Here is a 19,420-nt window from a genome sequence, read left to right on the forward strand (position 1 = left end):
TCTCACTACTTCCCCTCCCTTTCCGTGCACCGTTGGACTGGCATACGCGCCGAACGCAGTGATCAGTTCACGATAGGTAGAAGTTCTCGCGTTCGCGGATTGATCTTGTTCAGTCGAGCGAGGCCGCTATCGACCTCGTCATCGCCTCCACGAATGCGTCTTTGACGTCGCCGGTCGTCCGGTCGAGGGACAGGTACGGGTTCAGGTCCTCCAGCTCGACCAGCAGAAGCTTCCCGTCCTGGGTGCGGCAGGCGTCGACCCGCTGAACGCCGTGGTCGAGGTCGTTCCAGTCGATGAAGGTTTGAGCGAACTCCAGATCTTGTGGACTCGCGTCGTAGTGGGTGAGCTCCCAGCGTTGGGCGGGGTCCGGCGCGTGCAGGGCGTACTGGAAGCCGCGGTCCACGAAGTAGAACGACACCTCGTACCTGAATTCGATCTTCGGCTGGATGAGCACGCCGTCTTTGTTGGTGGTGGAGGCGAGGTTCTCCGCTGTCGTGAACTCGAGCCCGTGCGAGTCGGCGCCGGCCTTGGGCTTCACGACGTACTCGGGCGCCTCGGGGAGGCGTTCGAGGTGGGCCAGGTCGTCGATCGTGGGGATGACCGGGAACCCCTGGCCGGTCAGGTCGACCAGGTACTGCTTGCCGGCCATGTCGGCCTTGCCGGTGAGCGGGTTGTAGACGCGCTGCCCGGTGGCTTTCGCGTGGTTGCGGAACTCCTCGTAGGCCTCGGGGTAGTCGATGACGGGGCCGCTGTTGCGGACGACCACCGTGTCGAAGCCTCGCATGAGGTTCGTGGCGTCCTCGGGGTGGCAGATGGCCAGGTCGAAGTGGTCGCGGAGGCGGGAGGTCAGGTAGATGTCCTCGTCGCAGTAGCGCCTGCCCCTGGCCGGGTAGGTGAGGTCGGAGACGTACAGGACGGTGGGGCGGGGCATGGGGGCTCCTTGACCTGGCTGGTCCGGGAGTTGGGTTGTACGTCACGGGTGGGGGTGGGGACGAGGGATCGTGGTGGGGGCCACGGGCTGAGGGCACGGGGTTGGGGCGGGCCGTGGGTTGGGTGGGCTGTGGGCGGGCCGTGGCTTGGACGGGCCGTGGGTCGGGTGCGCTGTGGGCCTGGGTGGGCTGTGGGCCTGGGCGGGCCGCAGGTTGGGTGGGCCGTGGGTTTGGCGGGCCGTGGATTGGGTGGGCTGTGGGTCGGGTGGGCTGTGGGCCTGGGCGGGCCGTGAGTTGGGGCGGGCCGTGGCTTGGTGCGGACGTGGCTCGGTCCATTCGCCTTCGGCGTCCACCCGCGTGGTATCGGCGTGCGCGGCTGGGCGGCACCCTCGCCGGAGCGGCGTGCCAGTGGTGGGCCGCCCCTGGGACCCGGTCCGGGCTGGGCTGGAGGCTGGCGGGGGCGTGTGGTGCGCCTGAGTCGGGCTCGGTGCCGCGGTGTGCGGAAGGGCGCCACCCCAGACGTCGCGGCTGGCTGGGTCAGGCGGCCGCCTCCGGGGTGGTGCCGTGGCGCCAGAGGCGGGCGTAGGCGCCGTTGGCTGCCAGGAGGTCGGCGTGGGTGCCCTGTTCGGCTATGCGGCCGTTGGCCAGGACGATGATTCGGTCGGCTCTGGCGGCGGTGGCCAGGCGGTGGGCCACCACGAAGGTGGTGCGGGTGCCTGTCAGGTGGTCGCTGGCGGCCAGGACCGCGGATTCGGTGGCTGGGTCGAGGGCTGCGGTGGCTTCGTCCAGCAGGAGGAGGTCCGGGTTCACCAGTTCGGCTCTGGCCAGGGCCACCAGTTGGCGTTGGCCTGCTGAGAGGTGGTTGCCGCGTTCGCCCACTGGCTGGCGGAAGCCGTTGGGGAGGGTGGCGACCATCGGGAGGGCGCCCACGGCTTCTACCGCCTGCTGGATTTCCTGCTCCGTGGCGGTGGGGCGGCCGTAGGCGACGTTGGCGGCCACGTCGCCGCCGAAGAGGTGGGCCTCCTGGGGGACCACGCCCAGGCGTTGGCGGTAGGACGACAGGTCGTAGGTGCGGACGTCCACGCCGTCCACCAGGACTGTGCCCGCCGTGGCGTCGTAGAAGCGGGCGATCAGTTTGACCAGTGTGGACTTGCCTGCGCCGGTTTCGCCTACCAGGGCGACGGTTTCGCCTGGGGTGACGTGCAGGGTGACGTCGGTCAGGGCCGGCTCGTCGGCGCCCGCGTAGGTGAAGCTGACGTTGCGGAGTTCCACCTCGCCGCGCAGGTGGGGTGGGACGGAGACGGGGGACGTCGGCGGCTCCACCGTGCTGGGGGTGCGCAGGAGGTCGCCGATGCGGTGCAGGCCCACTCGGGCCTGCTGGTAGCCGTCGAAGACGCCGGAGAGCTGCTGGATCGGGCTGAAGAACAGGCCCAGGTACAGCAGGAAGGCGAGCAGCACGCCGGGGGTGAGGGTGCCGGTGGCCACGCGGTGGGCGCCGACGGCCAGCACGATCGCCTGGGCCACGCCCGAGAGCATCGCGACGAACGGGAAGTACGTGGCGATGTAGCGCTGGGCCCGCAGGCGGGTGCGGCGGTAGGCGTCGCTGCGTTCCGCGAAGGCCTCCGCGGAACGGCGCTCTCGGGTGTACGCCTGGGAGACGCGCAGGCCCGACACGTTCTCCTGGAGGTCCGCGTTCACCGCGCTGACCCGTTCGCGGGCTTCCGCGTACGCGGTGGAGGAGAGGCGCTGGAAGATCACGGTCGCGACCAGCAGCACGGGCAGCACCGACAGGGCGATCAGGGCCAGCGACGCGTCCGTGAACACCAGGGCCGCGGTGATGCCGACGACGGTGATCAGGCTGATCACGGCGGTGACGAGGCCGGTCTGCAGGAACGTCGAGAGGGCGTCGACGTCCGTCGTCATCCTCGTCATGATGCGGCCGGCCATCTCGCGCTCGTAGTAGTCGAGGCCGAGGCGTTGCAGGTGGGCGTAGCTGCGGACGCGCAGCAGGTAGAGCAGCCGTTCGCCCAGACGGGCGGCGAAGATCGTGCTGCCCGCCGTCGTCAGCCAGCCGACCACGACCAGGCCCGCGCCGAGGCCCACCGCGAGCCACAACGCCGACTCGGCACCGGTCGTCACGCCGCCGTCGACGCCCAGGCGCACCAGCGCGGGCAAGCCCATGCCGACCAACGCGTCCAGCACCACCAGCGCGGCCACGGCGGCCAGGCCCCAGCGGACCGGGCGCAGGAGCCGGGCCAGGCGGAAGCCCGGATCGGGGGCGCGCGGGTCTTCTCCGTGCAGTACCGGCACCTCGGTGGCCGGCGGCAACGCCCGCACCTGCGCCAGCAGCTCCGGCGTCGGCGGGCCACCGGCCAGCGCGGCCATGCCCCCGCCGCCGCCACCTCCTCCTCGCCGCCCGCCGGACGACGCGGGTGCCGAGGTCTTGGCCTCGTCGATCAGGCGCTGGTCCAGGTCTTCCTGCGACAACGCGGGCCACAGCTCGCCGGTCCGCACCGGCGCGGCCGACTCGATCGCCTCGCCGGGACCCGCCAGCAGGTCGCGGTAGAGGGCGCAGCGCGACGTCAGCTCCTCGTGGGTGCCGATGTCGACCACCCGGCCCGCGTCCAGGACGGCGATCCGGTCGGCCAGCGACAGCGTGGAACGCCGGTGAGCGACCAGCAACGTCGTGCGGTTCTCCGTCACGGAGGCCAGCGTCGCGTGGATCGCGGCTTCGGTCGCGTTGTCCACCGCGGACGTCGCGTCGTCCAGCACCAGCACGCGCGGATCGGACAGCAGCGCACGAGCGAGAGCGACGCGCTGGCGCTGACCGCCGGACAACGTCAGCCCGCGTTCACCGACCACCGTGTCGTAGCCCAGCGGCAGCGCCTCGATGAAGTCGTGCGCCTCCGCGGCCTTCGCGGCGCGCTCGACCTCCTCGCGCGACGCGTCCGGCCTGCCGTACGCGATGTTCGCGAACACCGTGTCCGAGAAGAGGAACGCCTCCTCGAACACCACACCCACCGCACCGCGCAACGACTCCAGCCGCAACGTCCGCACGTCCGCGCCACCGACCCGGACGGCACCGGCGTGCACGTCGTAGAAACGCGGCAGCAGCAACGACACCGTCGACTTGCCGGAACCCGCGGTGCCGACCAGTGCCAGCGTCTCGCCCGGCTCGACCGAGATCGAGAAGTCCTGCAGCACCGGTTCGCTGCGCGCGTACCCGAACGTCACGTCCGAGAACGAGATCCCGAGCGGCCCGGACGGCACCTCGGCGGGCCCGTCCTTCACGTCCGGCTGCGAGTCCATCAGCTCGTACACCCGCTCCACCCCGGCACGGGCCAGCTGCGCGGACACCACCAGGCCGGACAGCAACCGCGTCGGCCCCACCAGGTTCGCCACGTACGTCGTGAACGCCAGGAACGTGCCCAGCGTGACCTGGCCGTGCAACGCGAGCCAGCCGCCCAGGCCCAGCACCGCGACCTGCCCGAGCAACGGCAGCGCCGTCACGCTCGCCAGCGGCTTCGACGACAACCGGGCCGCCCGCATCCGTTCCGCGAACAGCGAACGGGCGTGCTTCTCCAGCCGCGCGACCTCACGCGCCTCCTGGCCGAAGCCCTTCACCACGCGGACACCGGTGACGGTCTCCTCCACGTGCTGCGCCAGATCGGCGGCCCGCTGCTGCGCGGACCAGGTGGCGGGGAACAACGTGAGCCGGGTGCGGCCCGCCAGCCACGCCACCAGCGGCACCACGATCACCGCGATGATCGTCAACGGCACCGACAGGTAGATCATCGCGGCCAGAGCGGCCACCGCGAACACGACGGTGCCGATCGCCAACGGCGCCATCATCAGCAGCGACTGCACCATCTGCAGATCGGTGATCGAGCGCGACACGATCTGGCCCGTCCGCATCTCGTCCTGCTTCGCGCCGTCGAGCCGCTGCACCGCCGAGAACACGCCGAGCCGCAGGTCGTGCTGCACGCCCAGCGCCAGCCGCCCGCCCAGGTAGCGCCGCAGGAACGCGGACCCGAACGTGAGCAGCTCCAGCACGACCAGCGCGACCATCAACGGCCACAACCGATCGGTGCGGCCCACCGTCGAGTCGTCGATCGCCGTCTTGAGCAGCAACGGCCCCGCCGCCTGCAGACCCACGCCGACGACCGCGGCCACCACCGACAGCACCACCAGTCGGGGGTGCTGCCAGCACGCTGCGGTCAGTCGGCGGATCCAGCCCTTGGTCACGGGACCCACAGTACGTTCGGGGTCCGACAGAAAATTGTGACGTCAGAAACCGCAGGTCAGGTGATGTCCTTCGACTGCGTGACCGCCCAGCCGCCGGCGAACACGACCCCGGCCCAGCCGAGGAACACGAGCCCCGACCACCACCAGTCGAGCGCACCCGCGGCACCGGCGATCGCGCGCAGCACGTCCTCGATCTCCGGCGGCACCACACCGGCCGTGGAGAGGAAGAGGTCGACCGCGACCGACCCGGTGAGCCCGTTGATCGACCCGTTCGGCAGGAACCCGATCACCGACGGCACCTCGAGGTACGCGAGCACGCCGTGCAGCACGTTCTCGATCACCAGGAAGTACAGCAGCAGCAACACGATCGTGCCCGCGACGTTCGGGATCAGCGCGCCGACGCCGACGCCGAACATCGTCATCAGGATCGACGACATCACGCAGACCAGCGTCAGCATCGCCCAGCCGCCCGCGTCCGGCAGCTGCCCGGCGGAGCTGGTGAACACCACGCCGAGGCCGACGAACAGCATGATCACGAGCCCGTAGATCGCGCCCCACAGGACGTAGACCAGCATCTTCGCCAGCATCGAGTGCATGCGCGACGGAGCGGTGAGGAACGTCGTCGTGATCGTCCGCCGGTTGATCTCACCGGAGATCGCCATCGCGCCGAAGATCATCGGGAAGATCGTCGAGATGTTGATCGCCCTGGCCATGCCGAACAGCGAGACCTTCCACTGGTCCGGCGTCACCCCGAGGAAGTCCGACACCTCGTCGACGTCGCTGGACGACGCGAAGTCCACGAAGAACTGCCCGAGCAGACCGGTCGCGAGCCCCCAGCCGAGCGCCAGCACCGCGGTCGGGATCAGCAGACCCCACCACAGTCCGGTCGTCGTCGTCTTGCGGAGCTCCGCCTGTACGAGGTTGCCCATCAGGCCCAACCACCCTGCTGCTTGAAGGGGGCCGGCGCGTGCCCCGCGTACTGGCCACTGGTGAGCTGGAAGAACAGCCGCTCGAGGTCGACCTGCTCCTCCTGGATGCCGTAGATCGACACGCCGGCCTTCAACGCGCTGTCCGCCACGTGCCGGGAGTCCACACCGGACACGGCGAGCCTGCCGTCGGGCAGCTGCTCGATCGCGTGCACGCCTTCCGCCCGCAGCGCGGTCGCCAGTGCGTTGATGTCCGACGGCTGCACGAGAACGCGCCGCTGCTGCGACTGCCGCAACTGCTCCAACGGCCCGTAGAACATCGTCTGCCCGCGCGAGATGATCACGACCTGGTCGACGGTCTGCTCGACCTCCGCCAGCAGGTGGCTGGAGATCAGCACCGTGCGCCCCATGCGCGCGTACGACTGCAGGAACGTGCGCAGCCACGCGATGCCCTCGGGGTCGAGGCCGTTCGCCGGCTCGTCCAGCACCAGGACCTGCGGGTCACCGAGCAACGCGGTGGCCAGCGCCAGTCTCTGCTTCATGCCCAGCGAGAACCCGCCCACCTTGCGGTCGGCCGCGCTGCCCAGGCCGACCAGTCCGATGACCTGGTCGGCCTGGGCGTCCGGCACACCGATGGCCGACGCGTACACGCGCAGGTGGTTGCGGGCCGAGCGCGCCGGGTGGAACCCCTGCGCCTCCAGCACCGCGCCCACCACGCGGCCGGGCTGGCCGAGCTGGTGGAACGGTCGTCCGTTGATCGTCGCCGTGCCGCCCGTCGGCTTCACGAGTCCCAGCAGCATTCGCAGGGTCGTCGTCTTCCCCGCGCCGTTCGGGCCGAGGAAGCCCGTCACGCTGCCGGGTGACACGGTGAAGCTCAGGTTGTGCACGGCCGTGACAGACCCGAACTGCTTGGTCAGGTTCTGGACCGCGATGAGGCCGCTGCCGTCATGCATGCGGCCCATCCTGCCTGATGTGTCAGTCCGGCAAGGCGTGCTTCGGCCGAGACACGACGGGCGCGCGGTGCACCAGCGGTGGATCGTCGGTCAAGATCGGCAGCTCGGTGGTCATCTCGACCGGTGTCTCCTCCGGCAGCTCGATAACGCCCGATCGGGTGAACGGGTTGCGCAACGGCCGCCGTCGTTCGCGATGCGGCAGCCCCTCGCCGATCAGGTGCTGGTGCGCCATGTTCCAGACCTGGCACGGCCACCGGCGGCGCCGCAGCCAGCCGGGGCACGCCTTGCACCGGCCGTCCTCGTCGGGCTGGTGCACCGTGAGCAGGAGGCGCCAGCCGTCCGCGAGGCGGTGGATCTCCGCGCGGGCCAGCGGAACCAGCGCCTCGGCCTCACCGTGCTCGGCCACCTTGTCCAGCAGTGCCAGCCGTTGCAGCACCGCGTCGCGCAGGGTCTCGTCCATCACATCTTCGCCGTGGCCTGGTCGAGCAAAGAGCCCAGGCGGCGTGTCTGGGTGGCGGACATCACAGCGGTCTCGCCCGGTGGCGTGACCAGGAGAACTCGGTCGTTCTCGACCAGAACGGTCATCGATCTGTCCCGACCGAACGGGTCGTGGCAGTGGATCCATCCCTGTGGTTCAGCCATGGAATCTCCCTTCGAGGGACGCCCGACTCCGTCTTCATCGGCCGTTGGCCCTGCTCGCCGCACCGTGCGAGGGGGAATTCACTCGTTTGCTGGACGAGCCGAACACGGGCAGTGGTCCAGTCGGGGAAACTTTCTGGTCGTGTTTGGGTGGGGGTGCTGGGCGCGCCCCGCTCGGGCCCGCTATATTTGTTCTCGGCGGCCCCGCTCCCAGTGACCCCCAGGCTGGTTGAGCGCGGCCGCCCTTTACGAGGCGGGCCTCGGTGCTTGTTGACCTTCGGTCAACTTCGCCGAGGCCCGCAGTATTTGCCGGGGGGACGACCCCCCGAACCCCCTGAAGGTTCAGGCGCTGTGCGCCTTCACGAATCCGTGCTGTCTCGCCTCTGAGTGAAAACCTCTTGCGCCCTGCGGTCTCGTACGCTGTAAGTTCCTCGTACACCGTAAGGGGTAGGAACGATGACTTCGACGACCGAGGAGGTCGGGGTGCGCCCGCACCCCCAGCGCTGGGCCGTGCTCGGCGTGCTCTGCCTGTCCGTGATGGTCGTGGTGCTGGACAACACCGTGCTGAACGTGGCCATCCCGTCGATCTCCGCCGGACTGGGCGCGAGCACCGCGGACATCCAGTGGATGATCAACGCCTACTCGCTCGCGCTGGCCGGCCTGCTGCTCACGACCGGTGCGTTGAGCGACAGGTTCGGCCGCAAGCGCGCACTGCTGGCGGGCCTGGCCCTGTTCGGCGCCGGCAGCGCCGTGGCGGCGTACGCGGGCTCTGCCGAGGCTCTGATCGCGGCGCGCGGCTTCATGGGGGTCGGCGCCGCGATGCTGATGCCGGGGACGCTGGCCGTGCTCATGCAGTTGTTCGACGAGAAGGAACGACCGAAGGCCATCGGCATCTGGGCCGCGGTCACGAGCCTCGGCTTCGCGGCGGGCCCGGTGATCGGGGGCGCGCTGATCAAGCACTTCTGGTGGGGCTCGGTGTTCCTGATCAACGTGCCGGTGGCGGTCCTCGCGATCGCCGCGGTCGCCGCGCTGGTGCCGGAGTCGAAGGACCCGGCCGTGCGCAGGCCGGACGTCGTCGGCTCGATCCTGTCGATCATCGGCGCGGTCTCGCTGGTGTACGCGGTGATCTCGGTGCCGGAGCACGGTTTCGGCTCGCTCGAGTTCGGTCTGCCGGTGGCGCTCGGCCTGGTCGCGATGACGGCTTTCGCGTGGTGGGAACGGCACACCGCCGAGCCGATGCTCGACCTCGGCTTCTTCTCCGACCGCCGCTTCACCGGCGCGGTGGCGTCCGGCGTGCTGGCGGCGTTCGGCATGGCGGGCTCGCTCTTCCTGCTGACGCAACACCTCCAGGGCGTGCTCGGCTACAGCCCGCTGGAGGCGGGCGTCCGGGTGGCGCCGATGGCGATCGCGTTGCTCGTCACCAGCAACACCCTGGGGCAGCTCGTGCTGAAACTGGGCGCAGGCAAGGCGATGCTGCTCGGCATGACGATCGTCGCGGGCGGCGTGGTGCTGCTGTCGATCGGCAACACCTACCCGCCGACGCTGGCCGGCCTGGTCCTCATCGGCGTGGGAGTCGGTGTGGCGCAACCGGTCGCGGTCAACGCGCTGATGGGATCCATCCCGCCGGAACGCGCCGGCATCGCGTCCGGGCTGTCGAGCACGCTGACCGAGCTCGGTTCCTCGTTCGGCATCGCGGTGCTGGGCGCGCTGCTGTCGGCGAGGTTCGTCGCCGAGCTCCCCGACGGCGTTCCCGGCCGGTCGCTGAGCGAGGCGCTGCACAGCGGTGCGGACGTCGCGGTCGTGCGTGACGCGTTCTCGAACGGCATGAGCGTCAGCCTGGTGATCGGTGCTGTCGCGGTGTTCCTGGGAGGTGTTGTGGCCAGCGTGCTGCTGCGGCGTGCCTAGGATCGGCCTGTGGACAGCGTGTGGTTCGGCAAGCCCAGGCCCAGCAGCGGGCAGCCCCTCGGCCTGAGCCGGGAGGCGATCGTCCGCAAGGCGCTGGAGATGCTGGACGAGCACGGCCTGACGAAGCTGTCGATGCGCAAGCTCGCCGCCGCACTCGGCGCCGCGCCCATGTCGCTCTACTGGCACGTGCCGACCAAGGACGCGTTGATCGAGCTCTGCGTCGACGAGATCTACGGCGACTTCCCGCTGCCGGCTCCCGACGCCGACTGGGAGCCCGCGTTGCGCGAGATGATGCACTCGCTGCGTCATCTCGCGCTCAAGCACCCGTGGTGGTTGCGGGCCATCGGCGAGTTCACGACCATCGGCCCGAAAGCGGTGGCGATGGCGGACTCGATGCTCGAACCGATGCTGCGCGCGGGACTGACGACGGCAGCGGCCGCGCAGTCGGTGTCGACGGTGTCGAGCTTCGTCACCGGGTACGCGCTCGCCGAAGCGAACTTCACCGCGCGCGGTGGGATGGACTCGTCGCCACCGGACCTGGGGAAGATCGCCGACCTGTACCGGGAGAAGCACCCTCGCTACGTCGAGATGCTGAACGATCCGGCGGTGTGGACGCTGGAGGGGCAGTTCGAGTTCGGGTTGGACTGCGTGATCGACGGGATCAAGGCGCGCGTCGCCGCCCTGAGATAGGCGAAACCCCCGCAGCGTTGATCGCGTGCGGGGGCTCCATCATTCAGTTGGCTCTCAGATCACGGACTCCAGCGGCGTGTGCGCGAGGCCGGTCGCCTCGGCCACCGGGCCGTTGGTCAGCTGGCCGGCGTGGGCGTTGAGGCCCAGGGCGAGCGAACGGTCGTCCTTCAGCGCCTTCTCCCAGCCCTTGTCGGCCAACGAAACGGCGTACGGCAGCGTCACGTTGGTCAGCGCGTAGGTCGAGGTGCGCGGGACGGCGCCCGGCATGTTCGCCACGCAGTAGAAGACCGAGTTGTGGATCTCGTAGGTCGGCTCGGCGTGCGTGGTGGGACGCGAGTCCTCGAAGCAGCCGCCCTGGTCGATCGCGATGTCGACGAGCACCGAGCCCGGCTTCATGTCGGCGACCAGCGCGTTCGAGACGAGCTTCGGGGCGGCGGCGCCCGGCACCAGCACGGCGCCGATGACCAGGTCGGCCTCGCGGACGGCCTGCTCGATCGCGAAGGAGTTGGAGGCCAAAGTCCTCAAACGGCCCTGGAACTGGGCGTCGATGGAACGCAGGCGGTCGACGTTGGTGTCGAGGATCTGCACGTCCGCGCCCATGCCGACGGCGATGGTGGCGGCGTTCAGGCCGGCGACACCGCCGCCGATCACGACCACGCGGGCCGGGGCGACACCGGGGACGCCGCCGGGCAGCACGCCGCGGCCGCCGGAGGGCTTCATCAGGGAGAACGCGCCGACCTGCGGGGCCAGGCGGCCCGCGACCTCGGACATCGGGGCGAGCAGCGGCAGCGAGCGGTTCGGCAGCTGCACGGTCTCGTAGGCGATGGCCGTGGTGCCGGACGCGAGCAGCGCCTCGGTCAGCGGCTTGTCGGCGGCGAGGTGCAGGTACGTGAAGAGGGTCTGGCCCGCGCGGAGACGGGGGTATTCCTCGGCGATCGGCTCCTTGACCTTGAGGACCATGTCGCCCTCCGCCCAGACGTCGTCGGCGGAAGCGAGGATCTTGGCGCCCGCCGCGAGGTACTCCTCGTCGGTGATGGCGGAACCCAGACCGGCACCCTGCTCGACGAACACGTCGTGGCCGCGGCTGGTCAGCTCGTGAGCACCCGCCGGGGTGAGGGCGACGCGGTACTCGTGGTTCTTGATCTCGCGGGGAACTGCGATCCGCACGGTGACTCCTCCGATCGGGCTGGCCTCTGTCTCACAATGTGAGGCAGCCGGAAGGTCATGTCACCGTGCGGATCGCACTATCCAGATGCAGTCCGGTTGTTCTCCTAGGACAAAGCGACCTTGAACACCCATGCGTGCTGACCGACGCCCGCAGGCACGTCGACCACCAGTTTTCCACCCGACCGGGTCCACTTCAGGGGCTTGTCGTACCCCAGCAGCGTGATGCGGTCACCATCGCGCACCGGCACCGGTGCGTCGACCACGAGCTGTGACCCCGGCTGGGCCAGCGAGGTGATGTAGAACGCCTCGTTCGGCTTCACGGTGAACCGCAGCGAACCCAGCTGCGCCATCCGCGACCAGTACGTCGTGCCGTAGATCGACTCGCCGTTCGTGCGCAGCCACGCCCCGGTCTCGCGCAGGCGCTGCCGCATGATCTCCGGGATCGAGCCGTCCGCCCGCGGGCCGATGTCCAGCAGGAAGTTGCCGTTCTTGGACGTCGTGTCGACCAACGTGTCGATCACCTCGTCCGCGGTCATGTACATCGAGTCCGGCGTCGCCCGGTTCCACCCGTACGAACGCGGGTCGAGACCGCGCGAGGCCTCCCACTTCTTCACCACGGTGTTCGGGTACGTCGCGTACTCCGGCGTCGTGTAGTCGTGGGTCGGGATGCCGCACCGGTCGTCGACCGTCACGTCCTTGGGCACGGCCCGGTTCTTGGCCTTGTTGAAGTAGTCCGCCAGCACCCGCCGCGAGTCGTTCGCGCCGCCGATGTCGCACCAGATGACGTCCGGGTCGTACCCGTCGACCAGCTCGGTCATCTGCGGCGCCTGGTAGTCGCGCACGAAGTCCCTCCCGGCCTGGTAGCCGGTGTAGGGCTCGGGAGCGCCGCTCCACGGGTTCCGCGGCCCGTGGCCACTCCACGGGTTGTCCGGGTTGAACCACTCCGGCATCGAGAAGTAGAGGCCGTTCTTCAACGACGGCGTGTACTTCCGCGACGCGTCGAACAGCTCCTTCACCAGGTCGCGGCGTGGCCCGAGATCGACGGAGTCCCGGCCGGACACCTTCGAGTCCCACAGCGCGAAGCCCTCGTGGTGCTTCGAGGTCAGCACGTAGTACTTCGCGCCGGCCTCCTCGAACAACCGGACCCACTCGCGCGGATCGAACTTCGACGCGGTGAACTGCGGGATGAACTGGTCGTAGGCGAAGTCCTTCCCGTACGTCGCCGCGTGGTAGGCGTTCACGGCGTTGGACGGGTTCTGCATCCACTGCCAGTACCACTCCGCGTACTGCTCACCCGGCGGCGACCACGCGGGCACGGAGTACAGCCCCCAGTGGATGAAGATCCCGAACTTCGCGTCGTCGAACCAGTACGGCGACTCGTGGGTGCCCAGCGACGCGTCGGTCGCCTGGTAGTCCGCCACTCCCAGCGTGAACCTGGCCTGCTGCGAGGCCGACACACGTCCGGACGAAGCGATGACCTTCCCGTCGAACGTGCCGGTCCGGTAGGCGTGGATGCCGATCCGCACCCGCGCCTCCTCGCCGGGCGCGAGCCTGCGAACCAGCGCCGGCTGGAGCGTCACGACACCGAGGCCCTCCGCCCGCACCGAGACGTTCGACACCCACTGGTCGCCGAGGTTCACGACGGTGGCCTCGATCGTCTGACCACCCACCCGCGGCAGCTTGGCCGTGCTGCGCGCGCCGCGGACCGCGAGCACCTCGCCCTTGCCGGCGGGCTGCAACGACAGCGCGAAGACGTGCAACGAGGACTTGCCCTCGACCGCCGGGTTCGTCACCGGCAGCGTGACGGCGACGGCGTCCTTCTGAGGATCCGCCCACACCTGGGCGGTCCCGATCGACACCGGGTGCTGGTCGGTTCCGCCGGGCGAGTACCGGAACGGCGCGGAGATCGGACCACTGCCCGAGTACCAGTCAGGTCCGGTCAGAGCACCGGTCGTGGTCGATCCGTCCGCGTAGTGCACCGTGGCGGTCCCGCCGGCCGCCCCGTACGAGGACGCGACGAGGAAGTGCGCGGTGAGGTAGCGGCCCTTCGGGAGCTCGATCCGCTGGCCCGTCGCGACCACGTTGTTGTTCTTGGTCTGTGAATTTCCCGGGAACAGGTACGGCACGCCATCGGCCGTGACCTGGCCGGACGGCAGTCCCTCCGCAGGGAACGCGTAGCCGGAACCGTCGAAGTTCCCGGTCCGGTCCGACGCGGTGTCGATGCCGTCGTTGTCGAAGAGGTGGCCGATGGGGACGGTCAGGGGAGCTGGGGCGTCTGCGGCCGACGCAGCCGGGACGGGAGTCAGCACCAGTGAGGCGAGCAGGGCGAGGATGAACGGTTTCCTCATGAGACCTCCGATGTCTGCCTCACCTCACCCTGGCAGCGCTCGTCCCGATGTCAACCATCTCGCGTTGACACTTGGCGGTGGCCGCACATAGCGTTCGCGCCGAGAACTGAAGACCGGCCGCGGTGCCCGTGAGGCACCAGAACCCGAGTGGGAGAGACCTCGACGAGCAAGTCGGGGCGCCGAAGGGGCAAGCTCCCGCACACTCTCAGGCAGCAAGACCGCTCGGGGTAGGCAACTCTGCACGGCGGAGGGGGCGTTAGTTGTCCTGACCCGTCACAGCCAGAGGAGTCGCCGTGGAGTTCCCCGAGAACCTGCTCTACACCCACGAACACGAGTGGGTCGACTGGACGCCGGGTACCCAGGACCCGTTGACCTGCGGAATCACCGAGTACGCCGCGGACGCCCTCGGTGACATCGTCTTCGTTCAGCTCCCCGAGGTCGGCGCGAAGGTCGTCTCCAACGAGGTGTGCGGCGAGCTCGAGTCCACCAAGTCGGTCAGCGACCTGTTCTCGCCCGTCACCGGTGAGGTGATCGAGGTCAACAGCGCCGTCGTGGACGACCCGGCGGTCATCAACAACGAGCCGTACGGTGCCGGCTGGCTGTTCAAGGTCCGCGTCGAGTCGGCGGAGAACCTGCTCACGGCGGCGAAGTACGCCGAGCTCACCAAAGACTGACAGCGGACCCCACCACGAAGGACTGATCAGTGGCGATCAGCGTTTTCGACCTCTTCTCCGTCGGCATCGGACCGTCCAGCTCCCACACCGTCGGCCCGATGCGCGCGGCCGCGATGTTCGTCGAGAAGCTCGGCGCTCGGGTGTCCGAAGTGGACCGCGTGCACGTCGAGCTCTTCGGCTCCCTCGGCGCGACCGGGCACGGGCACGGCAGCCCCAAGGCCGTGTTCCTCGGTCTCGAAGGCAACCTCCCGGAAGAGGTCGACCCCACGGTCGCGGCCACCCGCGTCGAGGAGATCGTCGCGGGCGGACGGCTCCGGCTCGGCGGCGTGCACGAGATCGGCTTCGTGCACGACCGCGACCTCGTCATGCACCGCCGCAAGTCGCTTCCGTTGCACCCCAACGGGATGAGCTTCGAGGCGTACCAGGGCGACGAGTCGGTCGAGCACGCCGTCTACTACTCGATCGGCGGCGGTTTCGTCGTCGACGAGAACGCCTCGGGCACGGACCGGATCAAGCCGGACACGACACCGTTGCCGCACCCGTTCCTGACCGGCGACGAACTGCTCGCGCGCTGCCGCGAAACCGGCCTGTCGATCAGCGAGATCATGATGGCCAACGAGCTGTCGTGGCGCAGTGAAGACGAGGTCCGGCAAGGACTTCTGCACATCTGGCACGTCATGCAGGAGTGCGTGGAACGCGGCTGCACCGAACAGGGCGTCCTGCCCGGCGGCCTCAAGGTCCGCCGCCGCGCCGCCGAGATGCGCAAGCGGCTGGAGGGCGAGCACTTCGTCACCGACCCGCTGCGCGTCATGGACTGGGTGACGCTCTTCGCGTTGGCGGTCAACGAGGAGAACGCGGCGGGCGGCCGTGTCGTCACCGCACCGACGAACGGCGCGGCCGGCATCGTGCCCGCGGTTCTGCACTACTACACGAAGTTCGTGCCGGGGGCCAACGACGACGGTGTCGTCCGGTTCCTGCTCACCGCGGGCGCGATCGGTGTGCTGTTCAAGGAGAACGCGTCGATCTCCGGCGCGGAGGTCGGCTGTCAGGGCGAGGTCGGCTCTGCGTGCTCGATGGCCGCCGGTGGTCTCGCCGAGGTCCTCGGCGGCACACCGGAACAGGTCGAGAACGCGGCCGAGATCGCCATGGAGCACAACCTCGGCCTGACCTGCGACCCGATCGGCGGCCTGGTGCAGATCCCGTGCATCGAACGCAACGCCGTCGCGTCCATCAAGGCCATCACGGCGGTGCGCATGGCGTTGCGCGGCGATGGCTCGCACTTCGTCTCGCTGGACAAGGTCATCAAGACCATGCGCGACACCGGCAAGGACATGTCGGTGAAGTACAAGGAGACCGCACGCGGCGGCCTCGCGGTGAACGTCATCGAGTGCTGAACTCGGCATGGATCAGGTCGTCCAGCGCCGGCCAGCGCTCCTCGTCCCCGGCCGCGCGCACGACGACGTCGGTGATCATCGACCGCAGCGCGACGCGCTCGTCCTCCGGCCAGCTCGGGAACCGCGCCTGCTCCAGTCCCGTGGTGCACATGGAGTCCGGCTCGTTTCCAGGATCTCGATCACCCGGTGCGCGAGCCTGCGCCACGCGAGCTCGTACTCGTCGGGGTCGAAGTGGCCGGTGGCCTCCTCCGCGAACCGTCGCACGGTGTCGTGCGGCACCAGCGCGGGGTCGCCGTCGAGGACGTCCAGCTCGGCCTGGGTCCAGCAGTACAGGCAGCCCTTCACCGGGCGTCGTACGCCTGCTGGGCCGCGAGCACCTCGGGCATCCGCGCCTCCAGGAGGTGGATCAGCGACAGCAGCCGTTCCGCCGTCTCGTGCCCGAGCGGCGTGAGGCTGTAGTCGACGCGCGGAGGGTTCGTCTGCTGTGCCTCGCGGTGGACGAGCCCGTCCCGCTCCAGCGCGTGCAACGTCTGGGACAGCATCTTCTCGCTGACCCCGTCGACGCGGCGGCGCAGCTCGTTGAACCGCAGCGGACCGTCCACGAGCGCGCCCATCGTCAGGCTGCCCCACCTGCCGGTGACGTGCTCCAGCGTCGGGCGCGACGGGCACGCCTTCGCGAACACGTTGAAGTCCATACCAGCATACTAACTGATAGTTAGTGGATTGGAGCTCTCGTTGTGGGTGAGAGCTCCAATCCGCTCAGAACGGCCAGTCGGCGTTCTGACCCGCCTCGAGCAGGGCGACCATGCGGAACGTCGCGTCCGTCAGGCCACCGAACTCGTGCCGGTTCGCCTTGCCGGTCGCGTACGCGGCCTGCCGGTACCCGTTCAGGTTGAACCCGTAGACCGGCACGTGCCGCGGCACGACGTCCGAGACGCCCTTCCCGTGGTGCCCGGCCACCGTCTGCATGTCCGAGATGATGAACACGCGGTCGTGGCCCTGGTAGCTGCGCTGCAACGCCCCGATGATGTCGGTGCCGTGCCCGACCTCACCGATCCTCTTCAGGAACCGGTCGACCTCGCGGATCACCGACGCCCCGCGCGCGACGTCGTGCCGGAACGTGCCGTCCGCGAAGCCGACGACGTTGACCTGCTCGCCCTTCGCGCCCAGCGCGACGCCGAACACCGCCGCGGCCTTGGCCGGGGCGACCTTCGACTTCGCCGAGATCGCGCCGTGCGTCATCGACGCCGAGGTGTCGACGAGGATCAGCGACCGGCCCGGCAGTGCTGGAAGGTTGCCGAGCGAGCACTGCAGCGCCTGGTCCAGGGCGTGGCCCCAGCGCAGGCTCGGCGCCGCCTCGTACGCGGACAGGAACCGGAACGGGAACTGCCGCGAGCGAGCGACCTGGCCGGGGTCGGCCACACGTGCCGCGACAGCCGCCGCGGCCTCGTCGGACATGCCGGCCTCGTCGAAGTTCCTGAGGTTTCTCAAGCAGTTTCCGGTGACCAGCCCTGCCGCCACGAACACGCTCGACGGCTCGACGGTCACGCAGTAGGTCGGACAGTCACCTCCATCCTCGATCGACACGACCCGGTCCAACGCGACGGCCTCGTCGTAGCCGTGCATTTCACTGCTCGCAGGTGCCACATGCGCCAACTGCTCAGCCAGCTTCGCGAGCTTGGCCGCCTTGTACCCGATCCGGAGATCGAGCAACCCGGCCAGACGCACCAGCGCGGTCGCCCGGTTCACCTCGACGATGTGAATCGGGTGCCGGCTCTGAATCGGGCCACCGCTCACACGCACCGCGTGCTTCCGGATGATGCTGGTGACGCCAAGCCGGAGCAGTGCGTCAGAGACCTGCTCTGCCAGTCGACGTGAAACCGTCGCGTACTCGACCGAGCCGTGAACAGTGCCCTTGGGGTTGACGCGCTCACGCACGCACCCGTCGGTGTCGATCAGTCCGGAAAGCGCGCCGATCCAGAACTCGCGGCTGAAAGGCCGGTTGGGCAACGCCTTGACCTCGCAACGCTTCCCCCACACGTCGTAGGCGCGCAGAACCTCTGCCAGCGGGTTCCTCTTCCACTGCTTGAACGGGAACCGCATCCGCACGATCCGGCCGTTCGCCGACTCGTTCGTGCCGCAGCCGTGCTTCGCCGCGTACTCGCGCATGAACGCCACTGCACCGTCGTCCGGATCGCCGTGGAACTCGGGCGTGAGCGCGGTCATGCCCCCGTCACCGAGCATCGCGCCGACGAAGTACCCGTCCCACGCGTCCCCCTCGTCTCCGAAGTACCCGGCCGTGAGAGGGATCGGGATCCGGTCGCCTGGCCGCAGTCCGTCGGACGTGGTCCACTCCCACGCCTGTCGACCGGTGGTACGGCGCTGACGGATCCAGCGGTGGTCCACCGTGGCGTTCACCGTTCGTCCTGACGCGAACCGGATGGTCAGGACCGGCCGGACACCGGTGTCGAGCCATGCCGATGGCACGGTCGGAACGAGGTTGCCCACCGAGCGGTCGCGAGGTCCCTGGTTGGCGCCGTACTTGACGGGACGGGTGTCCCAAGCCTTGTCGTAGGAGAGAACCGGCAGTCTGCGAGCGACGACGTCCTCGATGGGCGCCGTCGTTCCGTCGGCGAGCCAGACGGGGGTGCCCTCGGCGAGGCAGGCCATGTAACCCATGGACGGCGCCAGCGCCTCCCACACCTCACGGGTCATCGGTCCCTGCAGCCACCCCGCCACGGCCTCCCAGGTCATCCCGGCCCGGCGCAGCACGTCCGCCGCGTCGGGACGCCCGAAGAGCGCGCGTCGCTGGTCGACCGGCCACGCCATGAGCTCACGGCGTGCCGCGATCACCCGCAGCTGCGAAGGGACGGCCACGTCGCCGTCGCGGCGCCGGTCCAGCACGTACTGGAAGAGCGCGCCCTGCCAGTCGGCGGCCGGCGAGGGGTGGGCGAGGTTCAGCACGTCGGCCATGCGGAAGCCGCGGGCGTCGCTGTCCCACTTGAGGACCGCGCGCTCGTCGTACAGGCGCCGCACCGCGTCCGCGATGCCGCGCTTGATCGGCTTCGGCACGCGCCGGCCGTTCGCGCCCGTCCAGCAGGCGAGGAGCTCACCCGGCTCGTCCGCGCGCTGCAACACCGAGTCCACGACCGCGCGGTTGGTGACGCCCGCGTCAGCGGAGGCGGCGAGCCGTGCCGACACGAACTCGGCCGCGCCGACGAGCGACGCCGTGCGCATGTTCGCCTCGGTGCGCAGCCACTTCAGCAGCCGCGCGGTCCACTCGGGATCGGTGAGCGCGGCGGCGCGGACGAGCTGCGCGAAGCGGTTGTCGCGCTGGTTCCCCGACTCGTAGAAGGTGTCCTCGCCGCCCATGTTCGACACGGCGAGCAGGAACAGCTCGGACTTCGTGTCGCGGGCGTAGCCGTCGCCACCCTCGTAGGTCCTGGTCGACGGTGCCGGCGCCGTGGCGACCGGGCTGGTGCCCGCCGGACGTGCGCGAAAGATGTTGAACTTCGCCATCGGCTCTCTCCCCTCAAGACAAAAGAAAGGG

15 protein-coding genes and 1 riboswitch are annotated in these 19,420 nt (G+C 69.5%); of the genes, 4 read left to right on the top strand and 11 right to left on the bottom strand.

The window, feature by feature from the left end; genetic code table 11:
* Positions 1-109 precede the first annotated feature (109 nt).
* The 6 genes from AOM45_RS29415 to AOM45_RS48940 form a co-directional block, all read right to left on the bottom strand.
* A complete protein-coding gene (locus tag AOM45_RS29415) occupies positions 110-931 on the bottom strand; it encodes a hypothetical protein (protein WP_030471327.1) in 822 nt (273 codons plus the stop codon).
* 535 nt (positions 932-1,466) lie between these two features.
* Entirely contained in the window at positions 1,467-5,183 is a 3,717-nt protein-coding gene (locus AOM45_RS29420) for an ABC transporter ATP-binding protein (protein WP_030471328.1), read from the bottom strand.
* A 47-nt stretch (positions 5,184-5,230) separates the two neighbouring features.
* On the bottom strand, positions 5,231-6,103 hold the full coding sequence (locus tag AOM45_RS29425) for an ABC transporter permease subunit (RefSeq protein ID WP_030471329.1): 873 nt from the start codon (positions 6,101-6,103) through the stop codon (positions 5,231-5,233).
* Positions 6,103-7,053 (bottom strand): ABC transporter ATP-binding protein, encoded by a 951-nt coding sequence (locus tag AOM45_RS29430; protein ID WP_030471330.1) that lies wholly within the window; start codon positions 7,051-7,053, stop codon positions 6,103-6,105. Before AOM45_RS29430 ends, AOM45_RS29425 begins: the two co-directional genes overlap by 1 nt.
* 22 nt (positions 7,054-7,075) lie before the next feature.
* Entirely contained in the window at positions 7,076-7,513 is a 438-nt protein-coding gene (locus AOM45_RS29435) for a hypothetical protein (RefSeq protein ID WP_030471331.1), read from the bottom strand.
* Positions 7,513-7,695 carry a hypothetical protein gene (locus tag AOM45_RS48940; RefSeq protein ID WP_045312139.1) on the bottom strand — a complete coding sequence of 61 codons (183 nt, stop codon included), beginning with the start codon at positions 7,693-7,695 and terminating at the stop codon, positions 7,513-7,515. The genes AOM45_RS29435 and AOM45_RS48940 overlap by 1 nt, the downstream gene beginning before the upstream one ends.
* Positions 7,696-8,148: 453 nt before the next feature.
* Here AOM45_RS48940 and AOM45_RS29440 point away from each other — a divergent pair, with 453 nt between their 5' ends.
* Both AOM45_RS29440 and AOM45_RS29445 read left to right on the top strand, forming a co-directional pair.
* Complete coding sequence (locus tag AOM45_RS29440; RefSeq protein WP_030471332.1) at positions 8,149-9,597, top strand: MFS transporter; 1,449 nt, start codon at positions 8,149-8,151, stop codon at positions 9,595-9,597.
* 9 nt (positions 9,598-9,606) lie between these two features.
* A complete protein-coding gene (locus AOM45_RS29445; RefSeq protein ID WP_051784332.1) occupies positions 9,607-10,287 on the top strand; it encodes a TetR/AcrR family transcriptional regulator in 681 nt (226 codons plus the stop codon).
* Positions 10,288-10,341: 54 nt separating this feature from the next.
* On the opposite strand, the gene ald is transcribed toward AOM45_RS29445, so the two are convergent.
* Both ald and AOM45_RS29455 read right to left on the bottom strand, forming a co-directional pair.
* Positions 10,342-11,454: an alanine dehydrogenase gene (ald, locus tag AOM45_RS29450; protein WP_030471334.1), complete on the bottom strand. Its 1,113-nt coding sequence runs from the start codon at positions 11,452-11,454 to the stop codon at positions 10,342-10,344.
* A 104-nt stretch (positions 11,455-11,558) separates the two neighbouring features.
* Positions 11,559-13,802 (bottom strand): alpha-L-fucosidase, encoded by a 2,244-nt coding sequence (locus AOM45_RS29455; protein ID WP_081902528.1) that lies wholly within the window; start codon positions 13,800-13,802, stop codon positions 11,559-11,561.
* 138 nt (positions 13,803-13,940) lie between these two features.
* Positions 13,941-14,033: riboswitch (glycine riboswitch) on the top strand.
* 62 nt (positions 14,034-14,095) lie between these two features.
* Between AOM45_RS29455 and gcvH the strand changes: the two genes are divergently transcribed.
* Together gcvH and AOM45_RS29465 are read left to right on the top strand one after the other, a co-directional pair.
* The gene (gcvH, locus tag AOM45_RS29460) at positions 14,096-14,476 is read left to right on the top strand and encodes a glycine cleavage system protein GcvH (protein WP_030471336.1); all 381 of its coding nucleotides are present in this window, start codon (positions 14,096-14,098) and stop codon (positions 14,474-14,476) included.
* Positions 14,477-14,505: 29 nt separating this feature from the next.
* Positions 14,506-15,870 (top strand): L-serine ammonia-lyase, encoded by a 1,365-nt coding sequence (locus tag AOM45_RS29465; RefSeq protein WP_030471337.1) that lies wholly within the window; start codon positions 14,506-14,508, stop codon positions 15,868-15,870.
* A 75-nt stretch (positions 15,871-15,945) separates the two neighbouring features.
* Here the strand turns inward: AOM45_RS29465 and AOM45_RS51170 are convergent, their stop codons facing one another.
* From AOM45_RS51170 to AOM45_RS53860, 3 genes are all read right to left on the bottom strand, one after another.
* On the bottom strand, positions 15,946-16,215 hold the full coding sequence (locus AOM45_RS51170) for a hypothetical protein (protein ID WP_030471338.1): 270 nt from the start codon (positions 16,213-16,215) through the stop codon (positions 15,946-15,948).
* Positions 16,212-16,565 carry a winged helix-turn-helix transcriptional regulator gene (locus tag AOM45_RS29470; protein ID WP_030471339.1) on the bottom strand — a complete coding sequence of 118 codons (354 nt, stop codon included), beginning with the start codon at positions 16,563-16,565 and terminating at the stop codon, positions 16,212-16,214. Before AOM45_RS29470 ends, AOM45_RS51170 begins: the two co-directional genes overlap by 4 nt.
* A gap of 64 nt (positions 16,566-16,629) precedes the next feature.
* A complete protein-coding gene (locus AOM45_RS53860) occupies positions 16,630-19,389 on the bottom strand; it encodes an LAGLIDADG family homing endonuclease (protein ID WP_081902529.1) in 2,760 nt (919 codons plus the stop codon).
* Positions 19,390-19,420 lie beyond the last annotated feature (31 nt).

The organism is Lentzea aerocolonigenes, from assembly GCF_000974445.1.
Taxonomy (GTDB): Bacteria; Actinomycetota; Actinomycetes; order Mycobacteriales; family Pseudonocardiaceae; genus Lentzea; species Lentzea aerocolonigenes.